Raw genomic sequence first — 23,871 nt, 5'->3', positions numbered from 1 at the left:
CACCCTGTCGTGATCCGCTATGCGCTCGTCAGAGGAGCCCTGCTCATCGCAGGGCTCCTCGTGTCGAGCGTGCTCATCTTCCTCACGCTGCGCGTCTTCCCCGGCGACGTCGCGCAGCTGATCGCCGGCACGCAGGCCTCGCCGACGGAAGTCGACGCTCTCCGCGAATCCCTCGGCCTGAACCGCCCGCTCCTCGCGCAGTACACCGATTGGATCGGCGGCATCTTCCGCGGAGACCTCGGCACGTCACTGCTCTCCGGCGCCTCGGTCGGCGAGGAACTGCTCCTGAAGGCCCAGGTCACGGTCCCGCTCGGAATCATGTCGCTGCTGATCGCGATCCTCATCGCGGTGCCATTCGGCATTCTGGCGGCGATCCTCCGCGGTCGCCGCGGGGGCACCGCGCTCAGCGTCGGTGCGCAGACGCTCGCGGCCGTTCCGGTCGTCTGGGCGGGCATGATGCTCATCGTCGTGTTCTCGGTCTGGTTGGGCTGGCTGCCGCCGCAGGGGTTCCCGCGCACGGGCTGGTCGACGCCCGGACGAGCCATCGAGTCTCTCTTGCTGCCGGCGTTGACCATCGGAATCGTCGAGGGTGCGATGCTGATGCGCTTCGTGCGCAGCGCGACCCTGCAGGCGGCCGGCCAGGACTTCGTCCGCACCGCAGCCGCCAAGGGGCTGACCCGTACGCGCGCGCTGATCCAGCACGGCATCCCCGCGGTCGGTCTCTCGATCATCACGGTCCTGGGGCTGCAGGTCGCCGGCATCATCGTGGGCTCGGTCGTGATCGAGCAACTGTTCACGCTTCCCGGGATCGGACGGATGCTGGTGGCCGACGTCGGCACGCGTGACCTGATCAAGGTGCAGAGCGAGCTGCTGGTGCTGACCGGGTTCGTGCTCGTGATCGGCTTCGTCGTGGATCTGCTCCACCGGGCGATCGATCCTCGACAGCGGGAGGCCGCATGACTCCCCGCTGGCTCTCGCGCCTCTGGCAGACGGCGACCGGCCGCTTCGGTCTGATCGTCGTGGCAGTGATCGCGGTCACCGCGATCGTGGCGTCGTTCTGGACACCGTTCAATCCGCAGTCGTCGAACGTCGGCGACCGGTGGCTGCCGCCGAGCTGGCCGCACCTGCTCGGCACCGACGACACCGGTCGCGACATCCTGAGCCTGCTCATGGCCGGGGCGCGAACGACCGTCTTCGTGAGTGTGGGAGCCGGGATCGTCGCGACAATCCTCGGCATCGCCCTCGCCGCCCTCGGCGCACTGACCGCCCGCTGGGTGCGGGAGACGGTCGCGGTCTTCGTCGACATCCTCATCGCTTTCCCGGTGCTGCTGATCGCCATGATGATCTCGTCAGTGTGGGGCGGATCGCTCTGGGTCGTGATCTGGGCGGTCGGGATCGGGTTCGGCGTCAACATCGCCCGTGTGACCCGGCCCGAGCTGCGCCGGGTGCAGCAGAGCGACTTCGTGCTCGCCGCCCGGGCCTCCGGTCTGACGCCCGCGCAGAGCCTCGTGCGTCATCTGCTGCCGAACGTCGCTCCGGTCTTCATCGTGCAGCTGTCGTGGTCGATGGCGGTCGCCGTGCTCGCTGAGGCAGGGCTGTCGTATCTCGGCTTCGGCGCCTCGGTGGTGGAGCCCAGCTGGGGCATCCTGCTGGCCGATCTGCAGCGCTACATCGGCGTGCATCCGTTGTCGGTCCTGTGGCCGGGGCTCACCATCACGATCACCGTGCTCGCACTGAACCTCCTCGGGGACGGACTGCGCGAGGCGACCGATCCGACGCTGCGCCACCGAGCAGCCCCTGGTCGATCAGCAACGGTCCACACCCCGGCGGTGATCGCATGACCCTGTCGGTGCAGGACCTCGTCGTCGAGATCGACGGACGACGCGTGGTCGACGGCATCTCCTTCGAGGTGCCAGACGGCGCACGACTCGGACTGATCGGTGAATCGGGTTCGGGCAAGTCGCTGACGGCCCTCGCCGTGCTCGGGCTGCTGCCCGACGGCGCGACGGCGAGCGGCAGCATCCGTTGGAATGACACGGAACTGATCGGGATGCCGGATCGTGAGCTCGCGAAACTCCGCGGCGACGACATCGGCATCGTGTTCCAGGAGCCTCGCACCGCGCTCAACCCGATCCGCACCGTCGGGCGGCAGATCGCGGAATCGATCCGCATCCATGAGGGTCTCGGCCGACGCGAGGCGCGGGAGCGCGCGATCGCCGAGGCCGCGCGGGTTCGTCTGCCGGATCCGGAGTCGATCGTCGACCGGTATCCGCACCAGTTGTCCGGCGGGCAGCGTCAGCGCGTCGCGATCGCGATGGCGCTCGCCTGTCGACCGAAGCTGCTGATCGCCGACGAGCCGACCACGGCCCTCGACGTGACGATCCAGGCCGACATCCTCTCGCTGCTGCTCTCCCTGGTCGCCGAGGAGGGGATGTCGCTGGTGTTCATCACGCACGACCTGGCGGTGCTCGCCCAGGTCGCGACCGAGGGGGTGGTGCTGGAGCACGGGCGGGTCGTCGAGGCCGCGCCCGTGACGACGCTGCTGACCGCGCCGTCCTCCCCCATCACCCAGGGGTTGCTGCGCGATGCGACGGCGACGCTGTGGCGGCCGGAAGGACGTGCGACGTGAGCCTCGTCGAAGCACGGGGCCTCCGCCGCGACTTCTTCGTGCCGAAGCGCTCGACGTTCGAACGCGCCCGCACGCAGACCGCGCTCGCACCGACCGACCTCGACGTCATCGAGGGGTCGTCCGTGGGGATCATCGGCGAGTCCGGTTCGGGCAAGTCCACCCTGATGCGGCTGCTGCTCGGACTCGACCGCCCGACGGCGGGCACCGTGAGCGTCGACGGACGTGCGGTGGATGCCGCGGCATCCGCGAAGTCCCTGCACTGGCTGCGGCGCGAAACCGGACTCGTGTTCCAGGATCCGTACGCATCGCTCGACCCGCGGATGACGGCGGGTCAGATCATCGGCGAGCCGCTGTGGGCGCTCGACATCGAGGGAGACCGTAGGGCGCGGGTGCGCGAGGTGCTGGCACAGGTGGGGCTGGAGCCCGAGATGGCCGATCGGTATCCGCACGAGTTCTCGGGCGGGCAGCGTCAGCGGATCGCGCTCGCACGGGCGATCGTGCACCGCCCGCGCATCCTGGTCGGCGACGAGCCGCTCTCGGCGCTCGATGTGACGGTCCGCGCGCAGATCCTGGAATTGCTGATCGAGTTGCGCCGCACCACGGAGCTCACGCTGCTGCTCGTCTCGCACGACATCGGCGTCGTGCAGAACCTGTGCGACACGGTCGTGGTGATGAAGGACGGCCACATCGTCGAGCGCGGTTCGACCACCGATGTGCTCCTGCACCCGCAGCACGACTACACGAAGGCGCTGCTGTCAGCGATACCGGTGATCCCCGGCCCTCCCGATCCCGGAGACGTGCCCGGTCGTTGAGAGGCCCCGGTCGCTGAGCGAGCGAACTCACCCGGTTGTTGAGCGAGCGAAGCGAGACGAAACACGCGCGCCCGCCTCAGCTCTTGGCCCCGAACCAACTCCCCCGCCGACGTCCGGTCGGTTTGAGTACCCGCCGCATGTAGACGGTGCCGAGCTCGCGTCCGAACTTGTGGCCCACCCGTCCCATGCGTCCTGCTTCGACGAAGCCCAGCTTGGCGTGGAGTCGGATCGATGCCTCCGCGCCGCTGTCGCTGATCACGGCGACCATCTCGCGGAGCCCGATCTGCTCGCACGCGTCGATGAGCGCCTGCAGGAGGGCCGCACCGAGCCCTTTGCCACCCGCGCCGGGTCCGAGGTAGATCGAGTCCTCTGCCGTGTAGCGGTAGGCGTTCTTGCCCGCCCACGGCTGTGCGAGTGCGTACCCGATCACCACGCCTGCTGGCGATACGGCGACGAGGAAGGGAAGCTTCAGCCGATCGAGCAGAGCGAACTTCTCGCGCCAATACGGGATGCTGCTGCGCCGCTCGTCGAGCGTCACCGCCGAGTTGCTCACGAAGTGGTTGTAGATCTCACGCACATACGGCAGGTCCGCGGGACGCGCGGGACGGATCGAATACGCGAAGACTTCGGGAGGTGCCTCGGGACGCAGATGACGCGGCAGTACACGGCGACGGTCCCCCGGCTCGAACTGCATGCGTTCAGCATAATCGGGGCGCGGTTCACCGTCGATGGAAGGGATCAGAGGCGGTAGCGACAGAGCAGTGTCAGGCGTGAGCCCAGCGCTCGAGATCATCCGCGATCTGCTGCAATTCCGTCGCTGCGTTCCACACGCCGAATCGGACGACCTCACGCGCGATCCGGCGAGCTTCAGCCGCGAGCCTGTGTCGCCAATGATGTCCACGCTCAGTCCGACCCCACGTCCTGCTGCCAGCAAGTCCAGCTTGGAGAGTGTCTATGTCCGCCAGGAGTTCCCACATGTCCGGGTGCAAGATGAAATGTGATTCCGAGATCGGTGGAAGCGCGAACTCTCGCAGGAGCGAATCGGCGGTCTGGGCAATCGTGATTCTCGCGTTGCGACGCCCAAGCGCGGTTCCGATGCGGCTCTCTCGCTCGGGCACACTCAGCCTCAGCCGGAAGCTCGCAGGGGAGCGCACAAGCACCCGGAGAGTTGCGGGGATCACGCCCCGAACGAGGATCGCGCCCGGGAGCTGTTCGATGGACTCGATGATCAGCTCTTCGAGACCGGCCTCGTCCTGGATGGAGTAGTCACGAACGCCGTCAGCCTCGAATCGGAGTGGGTATCGTCTCCATCCGCGGAATCGGGGTCGGCTGGTGCCGCCATGAACAGAGACACCGGAGAGCAGCAGTCCGTGCCAGAGATCGACGTACCCATCGATAACCAGCCGCTCCTCCACGAGCCTTGCCGTGGCGAGATCGAGGGACGGGTCATCGATCTCATCGATCGAGACCTCGATCTCTTTCGAGGAAGGTGAGCGATTCGTTGTCGCTGACCATTCCAGTGGCGTCGTAGTCCTTCCGTGTTGGCACAGGCGTCGTCGGTGCAGGTCGAGCAGCTGGTCGAAGCGCTCCACGTACTTCATCATTCCCCACTCGCGTCGGGGCACCGTCCGAAAGAACCGCGCCTCCGCGTAGAGGTTCGAGAGGTCGTACTGTTCGAGGATCTCTTCGACGTAGAACGCGGGTTCGGAAAGTTCCGTCCACTGATTCCTCACCGCCTTGAGCTCCAGCCAGAGTAGGACTTCTCGGTCCTTTGCGGTGATGTCTTGCTCATCTATCGGAGCTTCTTCGGCGATCAGCTCGCGGACCCGCCAGGACTCATCAGAAAGCAGCAAGGCGATCGTCGTCTCGAGTGGCGAGAGGACGACCCCGGCTTTCATCCGGTGTAGTTCGATGCGGATGATGTCGTCCGAATCGATCCGGTCCTGCTGGTGCAGGAGACCCACCACATTCCACGAGAAGACCTCGGGGCAGAGAGGTGACTTCCAGGCGCTCACGACGTTCCGTCCGTGCTTGGTCGGGCTCTCAGGCTACGGCGCGGTCCTGTGCCTGCGCCGACCTCGATCCCGAGCCAGCGGTTCCCGGCCTCAGCCATCATCCGGACCTCCCGGTAGTTGCACATTGTGCCCTTGAGGCGGGTGACCGTCCCGTCGCTCAGCTCCACCTCCAACTCGCCGCTCCGCAAGCTCCCCTCGGAGATCGTCCAGGCGAAGAAAAAGATGATCCCCTCGTACTCCTCAGCCCGGAAACGCTGGAGCTTCTCGCGATGAAAGACTCGTCGAGAAAACCACGAGTTCAGGACGAAATAGTCCCCGGCGATCCGAGGACCCGTAAAAGGGAAACGCAACCAGAGCCATGCGGTGAACGCCAGGAGAAAGACGAAAAGCCACCAGAGCGCTTCCGGAATCGGCTTCGCTGAGGGGTTTACCAGCCCGATGATCGGCATGACACCGGTGAAGGCCGAGGCGGATGCCAGACGCGCGGCGCGTCCCCTCCTCCCCCGTGGAAGGCGGGCAGCGCCCGAATCAGAACGCAGACCGCGGCGAGTCACGGTCGTCACTGTTCCCGGCCTCTCGTCAGGCTCGCAACGGCCAGACCCACGGTTGTGGTGAGACCGGGCCCCCAATCCCCCGAAGCCCAGAACCAACCTCGAGTTGTGACCGCGCGCGCCATGCGTACCGCGTCGCGCAGACGCATCTGACGCGTGTTCCGCGGCGCAATGCGATAGCTCTGCGCGACTCCTGTGAACCACATCCTGAGCGCCTCGTCGGGTGAGTGATCGTCCTCCCGCCAAACGACTGTCTTGGCGCAGTGTCTGAGCAGACTGACAACTTCGCGGCGTCCGCGCCCTTCGCCCGCGATGTCTTCGAGTCGCCCGAAGAGATCAGCGCTGACCGCACTCGGATCAGCCATCGCCTGCATCATCGGCAGACGAGCGGCCAATCTCACCAGCTCGACATCGCCGGCGCGGAGGTCTTCGCCGCTCCGCGGCGACTCCAGAACACGACCCTCGTGGGGTCCTCGAACCACATGAATGTAGTCGTGGTCGAAGAATCGCTCTGCGAGCGAATCGCCCTCGATGAGCTGCATCTGAGCGATGAGCTGGCCACGGATGGTATCCGCCAGCTCGCGTGGAACAGTGTTCTGCTCGATGCTCAACGTGTATCGATGCGGCGTCCAGCACGCGAAGGTCACGAAGTCGCGAGGCGCGACGTCATAGTCGAGCGCAAGGATGCTTCGCGCAAACTCACCGTGGTCAATGCCGCCGATCACTGAGTACATCGGGGCTCCTCTTCGCACGACCGAACGGAGTTGAGGCTACCGCGCGAAACGCCACGGATCGGTTGGGTCGACGTTAGCGACATGGGAAGCTTCACCTCCGAACAGTCTGGTTCGGGCAACGGATTCAAGCTCAGGCGGACACAGCACAACGCGCAGGTCACCCAGAAGCTCTTGGAGCCAGATCTGAACGTCGGCGCGGCTGCCCCAGTGGACGATCACGTCGGTTGGATCAGCGTCGCCGAGGTCGACGAACTCTGGATTGAAGGTCACTTCGACCAAGATGTCATCCGGCCCGTCCACAACCTCGAACCTGACGTAGAACGGCTGCCCGGCAACGCCGAAGCCGATCGCGTTGCCGTCGAGTATCCGATCGACCAGGTCTGAGTCCGGGCACTCGCCGACCATCTGAGCGACCTGACGATAGCCGAACCACGAGCGCTTCGGCTTCCGCGGTTGCTTGCGGGAGTTGTAGAGCAGCGGCATCGTGCCGAGCGTCCACCACGCACCGACGCGGAATCGCCCGAGCATCGCCGTGGTCTCGATCGTGCAGCACCGGTCCACCTTCTGGGCAAAGCGCAAGATGGACTCGTCATCCGGCGACAGAACCGCGTCGATGGCCGTCCCCTCTGCACCGATCAGATACTCACCTGACATCTCCTCCACATACCAGTTCAGCTTCGTGGTCCTGCCGCTGAAGATCGCTTGGGGAGGATCGGATTCCAGCGAGAGCGTCAGATCGACGGTGTCCGCCAGCAGATGCCGGATCTGGGTCTGGAGGCGCGCCAGCCGCCCGGGCTCACGATCCGGCTCGATGAGCACCCCTGGTTCAGCTATCGGCAAGTCTTCGAGTTCGTGCTGGATCTCAGTGATCCGTGCACGCCTCCGCCGCTCCTTCCGCGAGAGCGTCGCGAGGTCGGTGTTCGCCTCCTCAGCCGGATGCAGGCGAGCGAGATTTGCCTCGCGGACGTCACGTGCGTACCGTTTGCGTTCGTTTCGCAGAAAAATCAGCACCGACACGAGCTGAGGGATGAGGATCACGACAAGAATCGCGATGGACGTCTGGATCTTGATATCGACGGGGCCCGGCCGAATGAACCCGAAGATCAACAGCAGAGGGATCGCCCACAGCAGTTGTTTGAGGTAGATGATCACGAACTCTCTCAGCATCTTCGGCCCCGCTCCCTCACGTCGTGGGAGCCGGTTGCGGCGATCCTGCCGGAAGTCACCCTCAGCATCAGATGTGTTTCAGGAACAGCCACGAGGTGGAGGTGTTGGTGGCGAACGGCCTGAGCGTCTCCCCGAGCTTGCCTACGACGGTGATGTGGTTGAACTCCAGCTGTCCGAAGACGGCTGGATCATCGACCGACCCGCAGTTGATGAGGCCGAGCTCCTCCAACTGAAGTTCCGCTAACAAGCCAGCATTCTCGATGGCCTTGACCCGCTCGAATGCGGTCTTCCGGAGCAGCGGAAAGGCTCCCAGCGAACCGACGTCGAAAGACGGGGCGCGATGTATCGACAGTTCTTCAAGCTGTGGTGACGGCCCTCGAGCGGCGAGACTTCGCACCGATCGTGCTCCGATGACAGTCAGCCTTCTCAGTGAATCGGGCAGGCTAGGGATGCTCTTGCTGAGCGTCTCCTCAAGGAAGATCTCTTCGATCCCTGGAGCTTCGAAGACGCTCTCATGGAATCTCCAGCATCCACTGAACGTCGCCAACCTCGACATCCGGGTGAAGTCGATCTCTTCTGCTGACGACACCATGAGGCGAAGCTCACGGAGGTTCGACAGATCCTCAATCTTCCTCGTCTCGGCCGCTTCCGCAAGCAGGCCAAGGTGTGTGAGCTGCTCGAACCTCTGCAGGAACCCGAGACCTCGATGTGCGCCGGGGACTCCGTTCACATAGAGCCCGTAGCCGTTCCGCATGATCGTTGCCGCCTGGCGTCGACTGGGAACAGCACCCTCGAAATAGGCGTAAGGCACCGCATCGCCCGGCGTACGACGGACGATCAGGCTTCCTTCGCGCTCGAAGAACGGGCTGTCCAAGAGATCTGCCCTCATATCGCCTCTGTTCCCTTCACCAGGAGCTGACTAGCTGACCATCGCCGCTTCAAATCGATGCCGATCAACGGGGCCGTCGGCTCACTGCCCATATTCCCGCCATGGCTCAGCCACATCGCCCGAAGGATGAGCGCTCGCGACGATCGACAAGCTGAGCCCGGAGGCCGACAAGAAGAGACTCAGCGAGTCGAACAACTTCCGCTCGGCCTGCACCTTCTCCGCGATAGTCTCAGCATCCATCGACGACGCTGTTGCGAAGACCCGGGCACGCTCAGTCGAGTGCTCGGCGATCATCTGGATGCGCCGAGCCAACGGTTCGGCTCCGGCGAACCGACCGGTGCCATCCCAAGGGTCTATCGGCTGGTCAGAGGGTGGCCCGGATCCGAAGAGTGAATCGCGAACCCGGTGGTTCCATGCGTGCGGCACTTCTTCGATGCGCAGCGATTGCATGAAACGCGTGTTCTCCTCATCCTCCGCATCGACCGCGATCACGTCGCCGGGGAAGATGTCCTCCGACTCGATGGCCCCGGAGAACGTCAAATCGAAGTAGTCCAGATACGCCTTCGGACCCTTCAGCCGCGTAACAAGCACGAAGAGCCCAGCACCCGCTCCAGCCCGGCAGAACCCGACAACCTCATCTTTCATATCGAACCTCCCTTGTTTTCCACCGTCTAAGTCAGATTGCGAGTGTCAACGCGGGTTGAGGCCGAGGGCCAAGCGCATACGCCGCGCCAGTGACGGTACGAACACGGTTCACCATAGTCGCACCCTGAGTGAACTTCGCTCCGTAGTAGACAACTCGCGCCGCAACGACAACCACTTTGATTGCGCCACCCACGACCGTTCCAAGTCCGGGGACGAACATGGCCGCAGTGGAGACGATATCGAGGGCCAACAGCCAATCGAACTGTCCCGAGAGGTCGCTGCTCCCAATCGGGTCGGTGGGCCACACGTAGTCGTTGTCGACGCCGCCCTCGACGGGATCCACCTGAAGGAACCGCCCGAGCGCCGGCACATACAACCGTGCGCCCATCTCGATCATCAGTGCCGTCGACTCTGCTTCCACCGGCTTGCGAGCGCCCTGATGCCAGCCGCTGCCGGTCTCGGTCTGCCCGGAACGGTTCGCGGTGACGGTGCCGATCGCGTAGGTGGTCATGTCGAGCGGTTGGCCGAAGGGATCGAACACCTGCATGGATCCGTGGGTGTTGCCGTCACCGGTTACGAGCGTGTGCCCGAGCAGGTTCGGGTACTGCCACGACGGCGAAGAACCGAGCGACACCGTCACACCACCAGGGAGCGAGATCGATCGCGTCACTACCGCGCCGACCTTGGTCGCGAACGGCACATCATCCGATCCCGCGTACTGGTACGTCGTGGTCTCGGCCGCGTCGCCCGCCGACGCACCCAGCGGATCGACCGTACGAGACACGACTCGACCATCAGCGTCACGCGCGATTAATCGAGATCAACTACTCGGGAAACCGGAGTCGGGCAATTCGCGCCCTTCTGCGACGTTCTTTTCGAGGCAACGATGGGTCGGCGAGTCCCGCCTCGGTTACAACTTCCACTTGATCCTCAGTCCTGCTCGATTTTGAATGTTCCTGCAATTCGTGAACATCCTCTATGATCTGCTTTCTCCTATTTTCAAAAACAACTGCCAGGGACACAAGGTGAACCAGCAGTATGATTACGAAAATAACAAGCAAGGTCTGAAGTTTTACCTCAAGTGGGTACGGTGGCACAAATATAAAGATTGCCATTACTGGCGACATCCATAGTAACAGTTTCAAGTAGCTGAGCACAAACTCCTTGAACATTTTAGAACGGCCTTACCGATCGCCCGACCTTAGCAAAGGTCTTAATCGGGTTTGCTCTCGATCTTTGAATTATGTACGTCGCGACTGACCGAATCATATCCGCTACGGCAAATGTGAATGCCCCGACTTCGACATGGCCAGCCAGCGTTCTCATGCGAGAATGTGCCCGGGTGGAGCCCAGAGGTTTCGTCACCGCTGTCACAGTCCTATTCACCTTGCTCCCCACCTTAAGTAGCCGCGTTGCGGCACCGAAAACACCGCCAGCGAGCCCTGCCGCGATATCTATGAGTCCTTCGGGCCGTCCTGAGGAAACCTTATAGGCTCCCATCGCGACGCTTGCAACAGCGCCGACGGCTCCGATGACGGCGCAGACCGCACACACGAGCGCGAAAAGTCCCACGACGCCGGCTGCCATTATCAATCCGTCCGCCGCGTCTTCCCAGGCGGCCCTGCCGCTGAGGTCGCTGCTGCCGATTGGGTCGGTGGGCCACACGTAGTCGTTGTCCACGCCACCCTCTACTGGGTCGACTTGAAGGAATCTGCCCAGCGCGGGCACGTACAACCGTGCGCCCATCTCGATCATCAACGCCGACGACTCAGCCTCCACTGGCTTGCGAGCACCCTGATGCCAGCCACTCCCCGTCTCGGTTTGGCCGGATCGGTTGGCTGCGACGGTGCCGATCGCGTAGGTGTTCATGTCGAGCGGCTGACCGAAAGGATCGAAGAGCTGCATGGAGCCGTGGCCGCTACCGTCACCGGTCACGAGCGTGTGCCCGAGCAGGTTCGGGTACTGCCACGACGGCGACGAACCGAGCGACACCGTCACACCCCCCGGGAGCGAGATCGATCGCGTCACGACCGCGCCGACCTTGGTCGCGAACGGCACATCATCCGATCCCGCGTACAGGTACGTCGTGGTCTCGGCCGCGTCGCCCGCCGACGCACCCAGCGGATCGACCGTACGAGACACGACTCGACCATCAGCGTCACGCGCGAGGGTCGTCGTGGTTCCGTCGGCATAGGTGGAGCCCGCATGGCGCCCGGTGGCGTCATATGTCAGCGCCAAATCACCCAGCTTGGTGATATTGCCCGCGACGTCGTACTCGATATCGGCGGCTGCGAGTCCATCGGTGATCGAATCCGACCCCGGCACCGGATTGGTGACGGTGGTCGACAGCAACCGGTCAGCCCAGTCGTATTGGTAGCCGGTCGTTGTCGTCACCGAGGTTCCGGAGTCCTTCGGCGTATAGACATCCGTCAGACTCGTCCGGTTGCCTGAGCGTCCGGCCGCGGTGTTCACTCCGGGCACGCCTGACCCCGCGAACCCGTAGGTCAGAACGTGTCCGGGGATGGCCGCATTAGTCAGGCGGCCTGCCGCGTCGTATCCGTACGTGGAGATGTACCACGCACTGCCGTCTGCCACTGATTCCTGCACGATGCGACCGGCATCCGAACGGACGACCGCATCCGAGACCGAACTCGCGCCGGGGAAGGTCCAGGTCTGCCCTGTGACCCTTCCCGCACCATCCCTGGTGATGGTCGCCAGCTTCGAGCCGCCGGCGTACGCCACAGACACGAGCTCGCGCGCTGTCGCCGGAGCCGAAGGCGCGCCGTACGTCATGGTCGCGTAGTCGACGCCGTCGACAGTCGTCTTCAGAGGCTTGCCATCGGCGTCATACGAGGCCGTCGTAACGGTGGCAGCCCCACCGGCCGGTGTAGTCGATGTCTGCACGACGCGGCCCGTGAGCCGTTCGTAGTTCGTTGCGGTGACGGTCCCCCACACATCTGTGTAGGAGGTCACGCGGCCGAGGAAGTCGATCTTGGTCGTGATCTTCCCGCCCGTCGAGCCCGCCACCGTGGGGTCGGTCGAGACCGTCGACACCCCCGTCGTCGTTGGCACGTAGCTCACCGACGTGGTGCGAGTGGTGGCCCCCTGCGGTCCCACCGCGGAGGCGCTTACCGTGCGACCCCGAGCATCGAACGTGGTGCACGACCAGCCCGAGTCTCCCGACGTCTTCGTCGCGACGGTACGGCCCATGACGTCGTAGCCGTACTCGGTCTTGACCGGGTTACCCGAACTCGGCGCCGGGCCGGTCATCGCCTTGGCGAACTGGAACTGATCGACACCGGCTGCCCCGGCGCACATGCCGGCGGAACCGACCTCGCCCGCGGTGTAGTACTGGGTCGTGGTGGACGCTGCGGCCGGGCCGGACGCTGTCGCGGCCGGGAGCGTACGCGTCAACCGCCGCAACCAGCTCGACGCACCCGGCTGCTCGTATCCCACCGACGTCTTGAGATCCAAGCCGCCCGGGTCGAGGGTCGTCTGCGTCCGCGCGCCCAGCCATGGGTGCTGATAGGACGCAGTCATGGTCACCGACGGAGCAGCTGCCCCGCTCACACTCGTGGCGTCGTCGACAGACGTCTTCGTCACCAGACCGTAGTCCGGTTTGAGTTCGGTGCCGGGAATCGTCACGAAGCCCGTCGTCGCCGACGTGCTTCGGCGGAGAGTGAGTTTGGCGGCGGCCGCATCGTCGAAGTACTCGACGCGAATCCTCTGGGTCACGCCGCCGGGGATGGTGCGCTGACTCGTCGCAGTGACGGTTTCGGTCCCCTTGGTCCATTTATCGAGGATGAGCACGTCGTCAACCCACACGCGAACTCCGTCGCCTGCGGTCGCCTGCAGGTAGTGCGGACCACCGGCCGGCAACGTGATGAGCCCGGTCAGGCGCAGTGACCATCCGTTCGCCGGGATCGACCCACCGACCGACGATGACCAGGTGGTGTTCACCGAACCGTCTGAGGTGCCTGTGCCGAGCGCGAAGAATCCCGGCTGTCCGGCGAGCTTGGGGTTCGGGTAGTACGCCGCCTGCAGGCCGACGAGGCCGCCGTCGTAGGTGGTGCCCGCGTGCGTCGGGACGATGCCGCATCCACCCGCGGAGACGGGGTTCGCCACCGGACGGCGGTCGGAACCGTAGCAGGCAGCCGGCGCCGGGCCGTAGGCATCGGTCGCCCGGTCGTTCGCATCGAAGATCGTCGTGCTCTTGCGAAGCGCCGGATCGGTGCTCGACAGCAGGAGATCCTTGGACGTGTGCCATTCCTGCGACGCCGTCACACCGAGAACGGAGGTCTCGGAGGTCTGCCGCCAGGCTGCGTCGAATCTGCTGATCGACGTGCCCGTGATCCCGGCGACCGTGACTCCCGTCTGTCTCGATTGGTAGTCGAGAGTCGTGGAAGGCCGGTCGTCCGCCGTCACGCCGTTCGGCGCCGGCAACGTGATCTTCGTCGCCTTCCAGACCAGCGTCGACCCGGACTCGCCATCGGCGGCATCGAGAGCCGACTTCGCATAGTCGAGGGTCGTCGTCGACGCGCTTGTCGCGGCGAGCCCCGCCTGAAGAATCGCGTCGTTCGCCACGGAGTCGCGGATGGTCGAAAGGAGGCCCGCAGAGTTGTCGTACCCGAACGTGGTCCACTCGTCGCCCGGATCCTTGATCGCGGCGACCTGACCGTCCTCGTTGTAGTAGATGTCGGTCCGGGTTCCGTTGGGGTATTCGATGCCGCAGAGCATGTCCGCAGGCGGCGCGATGTAGCCGGCACCGGCTTCCGTCGCACAGGTCGAGCCAGGGGCACCCTGGTAGCGAAGCACGACGGAGCGCGAATACGTCGTCTGCCCGTTCGCCGTGGTCGCCGAAGCCGGATCATTGATCGATTGAGCGACGCCGCGCGAGTCGGCGATCGTCACCGGGCTGGCCGGTTTCAACCCGTCTGCGGGAGGAGTCGAGACCTCCACCCGCCCTTCCTTGGTGAACTGGTGCACGGTTCCGGTCTCGTCCGTCACCACAACCCGTCCTGCCGAATCCAGCGACACGATGTCGTACTCGTCGACCGGCGGCTTGTAACCGCCCGTCGACTTCTTCGTGTGCGTGTGCGTCTTGCCGGTGCTGTCGGTCAAGATGATGGCCGACGTCGTGATCTGCGCCGACGCCCAGGTGGTCGCATCCCCATTGATCGGCATGGAAGATCGCCACCCCGCGGGGAGGGTCGGAACGGACTTGGTGAACCAGTCGGGCGGAACGACATACTCGTTCTCCCCGTCTTTGATCCACATCGAAGCCACCGCCGCGCTGTTGCGTTCGAAGAACTCGACTCGCACCGAGTGAGCGCCAGCTGAATAGCCGCCGGCGGGTGACGGCGCGTAATCGGTGACGACCGCGCTCGGGCTCCACTTGTCGAGCACGCGTTGTCCATCGATGTACAGACGCGCTCCGTCATCTCGCTTCAAGCCGAACTGGATCGGTTTCGACACCAGCGCAGACGGCAGCGTGATGTAGCCGGTCCACCGGGCGAGGAACCCATCGTCGGGGATCGCGTCCGCGGGCGAATCCAGCCCCCAATCGAACGATACCGACGAGTCCGTGCGCACGAGCAGCGGCTCCCGCTCGCCGCCTCCGGGCTTCGTGAATGTGTAGCCGGCAGCGGTGTCCGGCGCAGGGTCGGACCGGTTGTTCCGCGCGTCGAAATACTCCGCCTTGAGTCCTCGGGCCGCGTCAGGTACCTCCTGGCTGTTGTAGGAGAACGACATGCCCATCGGTCCGCCGAGCGTATTTACCGTGGGCGACGAAAAACTGACGTTCGCGTTGCCGTTCGCGAGGTTGACGGAAACCGGACCGACGGACTCGAAGGGTGAGGGGCCGGTCGTTCCCAAGCGCTGATCGACTTTGATCGTGCGCTTCCAGGTCTTCGGCGAATACATGTTGCGACCGTCGTAGGCGCCCACGACCCAGGTGTAGACGCCTCCATCTTCGAACGTGCCCGCGGGCACTCGCCACGTGATCTTGCCTGATGCATCCGGTGTGATGAGTGGCGAACGGACGATCGTGCCGGTGGCGCCGTCCTGCCCGGTCGACACATTGAACTCATACTTCATCGCTGTCGCGGAGTCTGTATCGACGAGCGGTGCTTCAGTCACTGCGAGCTGCGGAGTGAGGGAGGTGATCGTCTGCGGAGACGTCGCCGTGTCGCTTCCGGGTGTCGCCACAGACGTTGCTGGGAACCAGGGCATCTTGTTCGTTGTGAACGACCACGCGCCGGTGGAACGCAGCGTCGACTGACCGAGGAGGCCGTCCCAACCGGCATCGCGGACATAGGCCCGCCAGAAATACTTCACACCGGGCTTGAGCACACCTTCCGGTACGACCATCTGGCTGGAGGCCGACTCCGGCGATGTGTACACCATCTGGGCCGGAGTGAAGTTCGCGTCCAGCCCGATCCGGAAGGAGTACTGAAGCGACGATCCTGACGTGCCACTCGCTGTGGACTTCAGCGTCGGTGTCAGACTGACGCCGGTCGAACCGTTGGTCGGCGACGCTCCGGCCCCCGTCGAAATGGTGGGGAAGATGTGCGGGTGGTACTTCACCCACAGATCAGAGGTCACCTTCTTGTGCGAGTAAGCGCCAGATTCCGTACCCGTGAGCATGAACGCGACATTCGTCGCTCCGCCTCCGAATTCGGAAGCGATATAGGTGGGGAGCGTACTGCCCCCGGTTGTCGTAGCTCCGGAACCGAGCGAGTATGTCGCCAGCTGATCGCCGAAGCAGGTGTAACACCAGCCGTTCGCGACTTTAACCGTTCCGGAGAAAGAGCCCGTGGCGTAGTCGTCATAGGAAATGCCGACGCTGGCGCCCTCGACGAACTTGCTGACGGCAGCACCTCCCGCGAAGTTGACCACGCCTCGCCAGTTGTAGCCACCCGAGACCTCGTTGGTGTTGCCGACGTGCAGCTCATTCACCATGTTGGCCTTGTTGGCTTTGTACGAGTTCTTGCGCTCAGGCCCGACCGTGACCTCGGGGTCGATCGTCACGGGGTAGACGCGTTCCTCCGCGGCGAGCCACTCAGGATCGGCTTGAACGGTGTACCGCCACGATCCGTCGAAGAATTCAGTGAGAGACGCGTCGAGGGCGACCGTGTCCGGCGCCTTTCCCGCCTCGACGGGTGCGGAATCCCAGGCGAGTGGAGCAGGGCTGCCCAGAACGACGTCGCCAGCCGCATCGACGAACTCGAGCACTTCGTCGTCCGTCAGTCGAAGGTCGAGCACCCCTGAGTCGATCCGCCACGTCCAGCTGTCCCGTCGCTCACCGGGGGCTTCCGTCAAGATCACCGAGTCCTTGACGGATGACTTCGTCACCTCGAACTCGAGGTCTTCATGGCCTGAGATACCACGTGCGGCCACGGTCGACCAGTCATCCCAGAACCAGAAAGGTGACTCCCAGTCGCCGGCGTCGGCGTCGAGGAGCGAGAACGAGACTTCGTGACCTTCCCGCTCAACGACCAGTTCCCGACCACCGTTGCGGTTCTCCTCGATCCGAGGAGCGAGCGGGTGGACCTCGACGCCCCAGCCTTCCGACGAGTTCGCGAACGCCGTGCTGATCTCAGTCCAGTCGCCATCATCGTTCTTGGCGTTGAGAGGAGTCGGCGACAGCTGCACGACCTCGGCCCCGTCGCCATCGACGAACACGTTCTGATATTCGGCGCGCGATTCCAAGGCGAGTCCAGAACGATCAACGCCGTCTTCTAACTGCAGGATGACCGCATCCTCAGGCTCGTCCGTCGGCGCGGTCACCGGAGCCAGCGGCGCGAAGTCTCCGTCAGGGACCTTGGGCGCGGCAACCGTCGAAGGCTGAGACTCCAGCGACGGCGCGACCTCAGCGCCCGACTCCACTGCCTTCGCTTCATTCTGCGGAAGCGTGAGACCTGCGATCACGACGGCGAGGGCGGTCGCCATTGCAAGCGGCCAGAAACGTGAGACGCGCACCATGTCGTGAAGACCTCTCAGAGTAGGGCAGTGCCCGCGGACAGAAACCGCCCGAAAGATGAGAGGTGTAGCTCATAGGTACCGCCAACGCAGGCCGTCACGCAATACCGAATCGATATATAGCGCAACGGCTCACGCGGGAGCGGCTTCGCCTTCCACTCTCCAGTCGACCGGTTCCGCCCCGAGTTCCTCAAGAAGAGCGTTCGCCCGCGAGAAGGGCCGCGAGCCGAAGAACCCTCGGCTGGCCGACAGCGGAGACGGATGCGCTGACGCGATCACCGGCGTCTCGCCGAGGAGCGGCTGCAGATTCGCGGCATCCTTCCCCCAGAGAATCGCGACGAGAGGCTGGTCGCGGGCGACGAGTGCGCGGATCGCGAGCTCGGTGACCTTCTCCCACCCCCAGCGCCGATGGGATGCCGCGGCACCGGGCTGCACAGTCAGCACTCGGTTCAGCAGCAGCACACCCTGGTCGCTCCAGGCCGTGAGATCACCGTGCGGTGCGGGTGGGATGCCGAGGTCGCTCTCGCGCTCCTTGTAGATGTTGGAGAGGCTGCGCGGCAGCGGGCGCACATCGCGGTCCACCGCGAACGAGAGGCCGATCGGGTGGCCCGGCGTGGGGTACGGATCCTGGCCGGTGATCAGCACGCGCACGTCGGACAGCGGACGCTGGAAGGCGCGCAGCACGTGGTCGCCGGCTGGCAGGTAATCACGACCCGCAGCCTGCTCGGCGCGGAGCCGTTCGCCCAGCTCGGTGATGACGTCCTGCACGGGGGCGAGCGCCTCGGCCCAGCCCCGATCGATCTGCCCGGCATCAGCGAGCTTAGCGAGGGTTCGTGCCATCTCAGTCGATGGAGCGCACGCGCAGCGGACCACGCGCGAGAAGATGCTGGGCCGACTGCGCGACCGGCCTCATCGTGATCATGTCGAGGTTCACGTGCGTCGGCGACTCCAGCGCATACGCGATGACGTCGGCGACGTCACCCGCGAGCAGCGGCGCCTCCACCCCGGAGTACACGGCTTCGGCAGCGACCGTGTCGCCGCCCAATCGGTTGAGGGTGAACTCCTCGGTGTGCACCATGCCCGGGGCGAGCTCGACCACGCGGATCGGCTCTCCGTTGAGCTCCTGGCGCAGCACCTTCACGAGCATCGACTCGGCCGCCTTGGCAGCGTTGTACCCCGCACCACCGGCGTAGGCCGTCTGCGCCGCGGTGGACGTGATGAAGATCGCGTCGGCGTGCCCGTCGGCAGCTGCCGCACGGCGCAACAGCGGAAGCAGGCCCGCGATGAGCCGCTGCGTGGCCAAGACGTTCGCGTCGAACATCCACTGCCAGTCGTCGATCGACGCGTCCTCGATGCGGTCAGTCCCGCGAGCACCGCCGGCCACCTGCACGAGTGCGTGCACCGGCCCGGACTTCTCCACCTCTGCCACGAGCGCGTCGACCGCAGCACCGTCGGTGAGGTCGCAGGCGATGGCGGATGCGCCGGTCTCCTCGGCGAGCGCCGTCAGCCGATCCTCTCGCCGCGCGACGCCGATGACGTCCCATCCGCGTTCCCGGAGCGTGCGCACCGTCGCCGCGCCGATCCCGGAACTCGCACCTGTCACCACTGCACGTCTGATCACCATGCCTCCACCGTACGATGTTCGCCCCGGATTTCGGGGCGCGGCACTGTTACGTCACATTTCCCGACCGTTGTTGACAGCAACCGATATTCCGTACTGTCGCTGCAACGGCATCCGCCGTGAGACCTTCCTATCGTTCCAGGGGGAACACATGTCCGCACCCGAGTCCTGGCGTTTCGAGACCAAGCAGATCCACTCGGGTGCCGCGCCCGATCCGGTCACGAAGGCCCGCGCCACGCCGATCTACCAGACGACGTCGTACGTGTTCGACAGCGCAGACCACGCTGCCAACCTCTTCGCCCTTGCGGAGTTCGGCAACATCTACACCCGCATCCAGAACCCGACGCAGGACGTGCTCGAGCAGCGCCTCGCCGCCCTCGAAGGCGGCACCGGTGCGCTGGTGCTCTCCAGCGGCCAGGCAGCGTCGACCTTCGCCGTCCTGAACATCGCCGAGGCGGGCGACCACTTCGTCGCCTCCAGCTCGATCTACGGCGGCACGTACAACCTCTTCAAGTACACGCTCGCGAAGCTCGGCATCGAGGTCACGTTCGTCGAGAACCAGGACGACGCCGAGGAATGGCGCCGCGCGGTCCGCCCGAACACGAAGCTGTTCTTCGCGGAGACCATCGGCAACCCGCAGATCAACATCCTCGACATCCGCACGGTGGCCGATGTCGCGCACGAAGCCGGTGTTCCGCTCATCGTCGACAACACGATCGCGACGCCGTACCTGATCCGCCCGTTCGAGTTCGGCGCCGACATCGTCGTGCACTCGGTCACGAAGTTCCTCGGCGGTCACGGCACGACCATCGGCGGCGCCATCATCGACGGCGGAAAGTTCGAGTGGTCGAAGAACGTCGACAAGTTCCCGGGCCTGACCGTTCCGGACCCGTCTTACCACGGCGCCAGCTACACCGCCGCGGTCGGCGACCCGCTCGCCTACATCATCAAGGCACGTGTGCAGCTGCTCCGCGACCTCGGCTCGGCCATCTCGCCGCAGAGCGCGTGGAACCTCATCCAGGGCATCGAGACCCTCTCGCTGCGCATCGAGCGTCACGTGCAGAACGCCCAGGAGATCGCAGAGTGGCTCGACAACCGCGATGACGTCGCGAGCGTCAACTACTCCGGTCTGCCGTCGTCGCCCTGGTACGCCAAGGCGAACGAGTACGCCCCCAAGGGCGTCGGTGCTGTCCTCTCCTTCGAGCTGAAGGGCGGCGTCCAGGCCGGTCGCGAGTTCGTGAACAGCCTCTCGCTGTTCAGCCACCTCGCCAACATCGGCGACGTGCGCTCGCTCGTCATCCACCCGGCATCGACCACGCACGCGCAGCTCACCCCCGAGCAGCAGCTCACCGCCGGTGTCACGCCGGGCCTCGTGCGCCTCTCGGTCGGCATCGAGAACGTCGAGGACCTCAAGGCAGACCTCGACGAGGCTCTCGCCGCGGCTCGCCGCGTGTCGGAGGCGGCTCGCGCCTGATCTCATCGACAGAGAGCAGGAATGCCCCGGGCTTCGGCTCGGGGCATTCCTGCGTTCGGAATGCGTGAGTCACTCGGCATCCCACCAACGGAGCACCCTCAGCGCCCGCAGAGTGACCCATCGACTGGGCATGCCCTCGCTGTGGCTCACGTCGACCAGCTGGGGGCCTTCGTGATGCAGGTCGCGACGCCACCGGCCATCTTCGGTCTGCTTCGACCTCAGCAGTTCGATCGCCGCCGTCAGCCGTTCGTCCCGGCGGTCGGCGACCCGGAAGTATTCCAGCGCCCGGAGCACGTCGTAGTACCAGCGCACCGGGTACGACAGCATCGTGTACCGAGGGTCCACGATCTCCCCCGTGCTCCGCCGGAGGAACAACTGCCGCTCGAGCAGGTAGTCCTCCCCGGCGCGCCGGGCCGTGGAGACGGCAGCAGACTCGCCGCCCGCTGCCTCCCACGCGAGGAGCCCTTCGATCACGCACAGCGTGGAGTGGAACGACGAAACCGTCGCGCCATAGTCGGTCCAGCAGTTCCAACCGCCGTCGGGGAGCCGTCCCGTGAGGATCGTGTCGACGATCGGATCGCCGCCCTCGCCGAAGTACGCGGCGATGGCGAGGGCGACGCCATTGATGCAGGGCTCCACCTCGCCGTCGAAGTACGGCTGACCGGCGTGCTCCCACCGGACGCCGGCGCGCACCTTCGCGACAGCGTCACGCGCCTCGGGCGACTGAGGATCGAGTCCGAACTCCATGAGCTGCTGCAGCGAGAAGTGCGTCGCGGTCCAGGCGTCGAAGAATGGACGCTCCTCATCCACCCACCCCGGCCGGTATGTTCCACCGTCCCACCGGCCGTCGGGGTCCTGCAGCGCCAGAAGCGCCCCACCCCACCCCTCGTGCGCGACTCGTGCCCGTTCCGCGGCGACGACGTCAGCGGGTGCGGCGAGCAGGTCCCGTTGCACCTGCCAGCGGATCGCAGGGTCGGAGTCGAGAAGCCAGCCGATGACGTCCATGCCCGGAGCGTACCGCCCCCGTCCGACAGACTTCGGTCCCGACCGGCCCGATCGACACCCGGCCGGTCCACAGGCTGCGCCCTTCAGAATGGAACACCCGCCCGAGGAGAGACATCATCGACGTCATGCAGCACCGACCGCCCGCGCCGCGTCCCGCCGCGCGGCAACGTCGCGCACGCTCCGCACGGGTGCTCGCGATCGCCGGAGTGCTCCTGCTCATCGCCGTCGTCTGCTCCTGGGTGCCGGGAATCATCGGCACCGCCGCCGCTGCCGCCCTGCCGTGGACTGGGCTGGCGCTCGGCGTCGTGTGCGTGCTCGCGCTGTTCCTGGCGCGCCGCGTGCTCCTGCTGCTGCTGATCCCCACCCTCGCCTGGGCTCTGGCGATCGCGCCGTCCGCTCCCGGTCTCAGCGCGACGCCCGCGGCCGGTGCGACACCGATCGAGATCGTGAGCCAGAACGTGCGCGCCCACTCCGGCGGGGCCGCGGCATCCGCCGCGGAACTCGCCGCGACCGGCGCCGATGTGATCGCCCTCACCGAACTCGACGGCGACAGTCTCACGGCCGCCCAGGATGCCCTCGCGGCGGAGTACCCGCACTCGTACGCGGTCGGCACGGTCGGCGTCTGGAGCCGCTACCCTCTCACCGACGCGCAGCCTCTCACCCTCGGCCTCGACTGGAAGCGCGCACTGAGAGTGGAGGTCCAGACGCCGGATGCCGATGTCGCGGTCTACGTGATGCACGCGGCATCGGTGCGCCCTGGCCATCAACAGGATCGAGACACGATGCTGTCCGGCATCGCGGACGCCGTCGCAGCCGACACCGCGGAATCGATCGTCGTCGTCGGCGACTTCAACGCCGCATCCGCCGATCCTGCGCTCGGCGCCATCCGCTCCGAGCTCGACTGGGTGCGTCCGACCGACGGCACTCTGGGCATGACCTGGCCGGCAGCGCTCCCCCTGACCCGTATCGATCACGTGTTCACCCGTGGGCTCGATGTCCTGAGCTCGACGACCGAGCGGGCAGGGAAGAGCGATCACCTCGCGACCGTGACGAAGGTCAGCATCCGCTCCTCGGACTGACACACCCGCCCAGAACCGTAACCTTCGACCTGTGGGTCGTCCGTCACGCGAGAATGGACATATGGACTGGCAGACGACCTCCGAGGACACGGTGCCGTCGGCACCCGTGACGGAGGCCGACGTCCGGCTGCTCCGTGCCCGCCCCCCGGCGACCGGAGCCTGGCGCGACGGCGATCCCGTCGGGGGCCGCCGCTTCGCGGCCTTCGGGGCGTTCCAGACCGAGAGCGGCGTCGAGCTGCCCGGCATCCGCATCGCCTACGAGAGCTGGGGCGAGCTGAACGCCGCCCGCGACAATGCGGTGCTCGTGCTGCACGCGCTCACCGGTGACAGCCACCTGCGCGGCGATGCCGGTGCCGGACACGCGACCGCCGGCTGGTGGGAAGACGTCACGGGGCCGGGCGCACCGCTCGACACCGACCGCTGGTTCGTCATCGCACCGAACATGCTGGGCGGATGCCAGGGGTCGACGGGCCCGGCGAGCGTGGCGCCGAGCGGCTACGAATGGGCCTCCCGATTCCCGTACCTCACGATCCGCGACCAGGTCGCTGCCCAGGTGCGCCTCGCTGACGCACTCGGCATCGACCGGTGGGCGGCCATCGTCGGCGGCTCGATGGGCGGCATGCACGCCCTGGAGTGGGCGGTTACGCACCCTGAGCGGGTGGAGCGCCTCGCCGTGCTCTCCTCTCCCCCAGTGACGACCGCCGACCAGATCGCGCTGAACACGGTGCAGCTGGAGGCGATCCGGATGGATCCGCGCTTCCAGGGCGGCGAATACTACGACCTCGGTGACGGAGACGGTCCCCACCGCGGGCTCGCGCTCGCCCGCCGGATGGCGCTGCTGAACTATCGCAGCCCGATCGAGCTGAACCAGCGGTTCCAGCGCTCCTGGCAGTCCGGGGTGTCGCCGCTCGGCCACGGCGGACGCTTCGCGGTGGAGTCGTACCTCGACTTCCACGGCAACAAGTTCACGCGCCGTTTCGACGCCAACAGCTACATCACCCTGGTCGAGGCGATGAACTCGCACGATGTGGGCCGCGACCGCGGCGGCGTCGAGGAGGCGCTGCGCGCCGTGACAGCCACGACGCTCGTGCTCGGCATCGACAGCGACCGGCTGTTCCCCGTGGACGGGCAGCAGCGCATCGCGCGCAGCATCCCGAACGTCCTCGGCGACGACGCGGTCGTGCTCACCAGCGACTTCGGACACGACGGCTTCCTCATCGAGACGCAAGCCGTCGGGGCGCACCTGCGTCAGCTGCTCGACAGCTGAGCG

Annotated in this window: 19 protein-coding genes; 7 read left to right on the top strand and 12 right to left on the bottom strand. The window is 65.7% G+C overall.

Annotated elements, in window-relative coordinates; translation table 11 throughout:
- Positions 1-9: 9 nt before the first annotated feature.
- Genes V5D55_RS13990 through V5D55_RS13975 form a run of 4 tightly spaced genes read left to right on the top strand, consistent with a single transcriptional unit; the run spans position 10 to position 3,441 of the window.
- Positions 10-960, top strand: a complete 951-nt coding sequence (locus tag V5D55_RS13990; RefSeq protein ID WP_435744027.1) for an ABC transporter permease — start codon at positions 10-12, stop codon at positions 958-960.
- Positions 957-1,841 (top strand): ABC transporter permease, encoded by an 885-nt coding sequence (locus tag V5D55_RS13985; RefSeq protein WP_435744025.1) that lies wholly within the window; start codon positions 957-959, stop codon positions 1,839-1,841. The genes V5D55_RS13990 and V5D55_RS13985 overlap by 4 nt, the downstream gene beginning before the upstream one ends.
- Positions 1,838-2,629, top strand: a complete 792-nt coding sequence (locus tag V5D55_RS13980; RefSeq protein WP_435744022.1) for an ATP-binding cassette domain-containing protein — start codon at positions 1,838-1,840, stop codon at positions 2,627-2,629. The genes V5D55_RS13985 and V5D55_RS13980 overlap by 4 nt, the downstream gene beginning before the upstream one ends.
- Positions 2,626-3,441, top strand: coding sequence for an ABC transporter ATP-binding protein (locus V5D55_RS13975; protein ID WP_435744020.1), 816 nt, complete (start codon positions 2,626-2,628; stop codon positions 3,439-3,441). The genes V5D55_RS13980 and V5D55_RS13975 overlap by 4 nt, the downstream gene beginning before the upstream one ends.
- 76 nt (positions 3,442-3,517) lie before the next feature.
- Here the strand turns inward: V5D55_RS13975 and V5D55_RS13970 are convergent, their stop codons facing one another.
- The 11 genes from V5D55_RS13970 to V5D55_RS13920 form a co-directional block, all read right to left on the bottom strand.
- Entirely contained in the window at positions 3,518-4,135 is a 618-nt protein-coding gene (locus V5D55_RS13970; protein ID WP_435744018.1) for an N-acetyltransferase family protein, read from the bottom strand.
- A gap of 70 nt (positions 4,136-4,205) precedes the next feature.
- A complete protein-coding gene (locus V5D55_RS13965) occupies positions 4,206-5,456 on the bottom strand; it encodes a hypothetical protein (protein WP_435744016.1) in 1,251 nt (416 codons plus the stop codon).
- Positions 5,453-5,905 carry a hypothetical protein gene (locus V5D55_RS13960; RefSeq protein ID WP_435744014.1) on the bottom strand — a complete coding sequence of 151 codons (453 nt, stop codon included), beginning with the start codon at positions 5,903-5,905 and terminating at the stop codon, positions 5,453-5,455. The genes V5D55_RS13965 and V5D55_RS13960 overlap by 4 nt, the downstream gene beginning before the upstream one ends.
- A gap of 110 nt (positions 5,906-6,015) precedes the next feature.
- Positions 6,016-6,741 (bottom strand): hypothetical protein, encoded by a 726-nt coding sequence (locus tag V5D55_RS13955; RefSeq protein ID WP_435744012.1) that lies wholly within the window; start codon positions 6,739-6,741, stop codon positions 6,016-6,018.
- A gap of 36 nt (positions 6,742-6,777) precedes the next feature.
- Positions 6,778-7,893, bottom strand: a complete 1,116-nt coding sequence (locus V5D55_RS13950; RefSeq protein ID WP_435744010.1) for a hypothetical protein — start codon at positions 7,891-7,893, stop codon at positions 6,778-6,780.
- Between the two features lie 82 nt (positions 7,894-7,975).
- Entirely contained in the window at positions 7,976-8,797 is an 822-nt protein-coding gene (locus V5D55_RS13945; protein WP_435744008.1) for a hypothetical protein, read from the bottom strand.
- Between the two features lie 81 nt (positions 8,798-8,878).
- Entirely contained in the window at positions 8,879-9,442 is a 564-nt protein-coding gene (locus V5D55_RS13940) for a hypothetical protein (RefSeq protein ID WP_435744005.1), read from the bottom strand.
- Positions 9,443-9,473: 31 nt separating this feature from the next.
- The gene (locus V5D55_RS13935) at positions 9,474-10,226 is read right to left on the bottom strand and encodes a hypothetical protein (RefSeq protein WP_435744002.1); all 753 of its coding nucleotides are present in this window, start codon (positions 10,224-10,226) and stop codon (positions 9,474-9,476) included.
- A gap of 389 nt (positions 10,227-10,615) precedes the next feature.
- A complete protein-coding gene (locus V5D55_RS13930) occupies positions 10,616-17,425 on the bottom strand; it encodes a PA14 domain-containing protein (protein ID WP_435744000.1) in 6,810 nt (2,269 codons plus the stop codon).
- 129 nt (positions 17,426-17,554) lie between these two features.
- The gene (locus tag V5D55_RS13925; protein ID WP_435743997.1) at positions 17,555-18,262 is read right to left on the bottom strand and encodes a uracil-DNA glycosylase; all 708 of its coding nucleotides are present in this window, start codon (positions 18,260-18,262) and stop codon (positions 17,555-17,557) included.
- A gap of 1 nt (position 18,263) precedes the next feature.
- The gene (locus V5D55_RS13920) at positions 18,264-19,046 is read right to left on the bottom strand and encodes an SDR family oxidoreductase (RefSeq protein ID WP_435743994.1); all 783 of its coding nucleotides are present in this window, start codon (positions 19,044-19,046) and stop codon (positions 18,264-18,266) included.
- A gap of 148 nt (positions 19,047-19,194) precedes the next feature.
- Here V5D55_RS13920 and V5D55_RS13915 point away from each other — a divergent pair, with 148 nt between their 5' ends.
- Positions 19,195-20,517, top strand: a complete 1,323-nt coding sequence (locus V5D55_RS13915) for a bifunctional o-acetylhomoserine/o-acetylserine sulfhydrylase (protein ID WP_435743992.1) — start codon at positions 19,195-19,197, stop codon at positions 20,515-20,517.
- Between the two features lie 69 nt (positions 20,518-20,586).
- Here V5D55_RS13915 and V5D55_RS13910 read toward each other — a convergent pair whose 3' ends face one another.
- Entirely contained in the window at positions 20,587-21,522 is a 936-nt protein-coding gene (locus V5D55_RS13910) for a hypothetical protein (RefSeq protein ID WP_435743990.1), read from the bottom strand.
- Between the two features lie 125 nt (positions 21,523-21,647).
- On the opposite strand from V5D55_RS13910, the gene V5D55_RS13905 reads away from it, so the two are divergent.
- Complete coding sequence (locus tag V5D55_RS13905) at positions 21,648-22,601, top strand: endonuclease/exonuclease/phosphatase family protein (RefSeq protein ID WP_435743988.1); 954 nt, start codon at positions 21,648-21,650, stop codon at positions 22,599-22,601.
- Between the two features lie 61 nt (positions 22,602-22,662).
- Positions 22,663-23,868, top strand: coding sequence for a homoserine O-acetyltransferase MetX (gene metX, locus V5D55_RS13900; RefSeq protein WP_435743985.1), 1,206 nt, complete (start codon positions 22,663-22,665; stop codon positions 23,866-23,868).
- The last annotated feature ends 3 nt before the right edge of the window (positions 23,869-23,871 follow it).

This window comes from Microbacterium sp. PMB16, from assembly GCF_051294855.1.
Lineage (GTDB): Bacteria > Actinomycetota > Actinomycetes > Actinomycetales > Microbacteriaceae > Microbacterium.
This window is presented reverse-complemented; position numbering and strand designations above follow the sequence as displayed.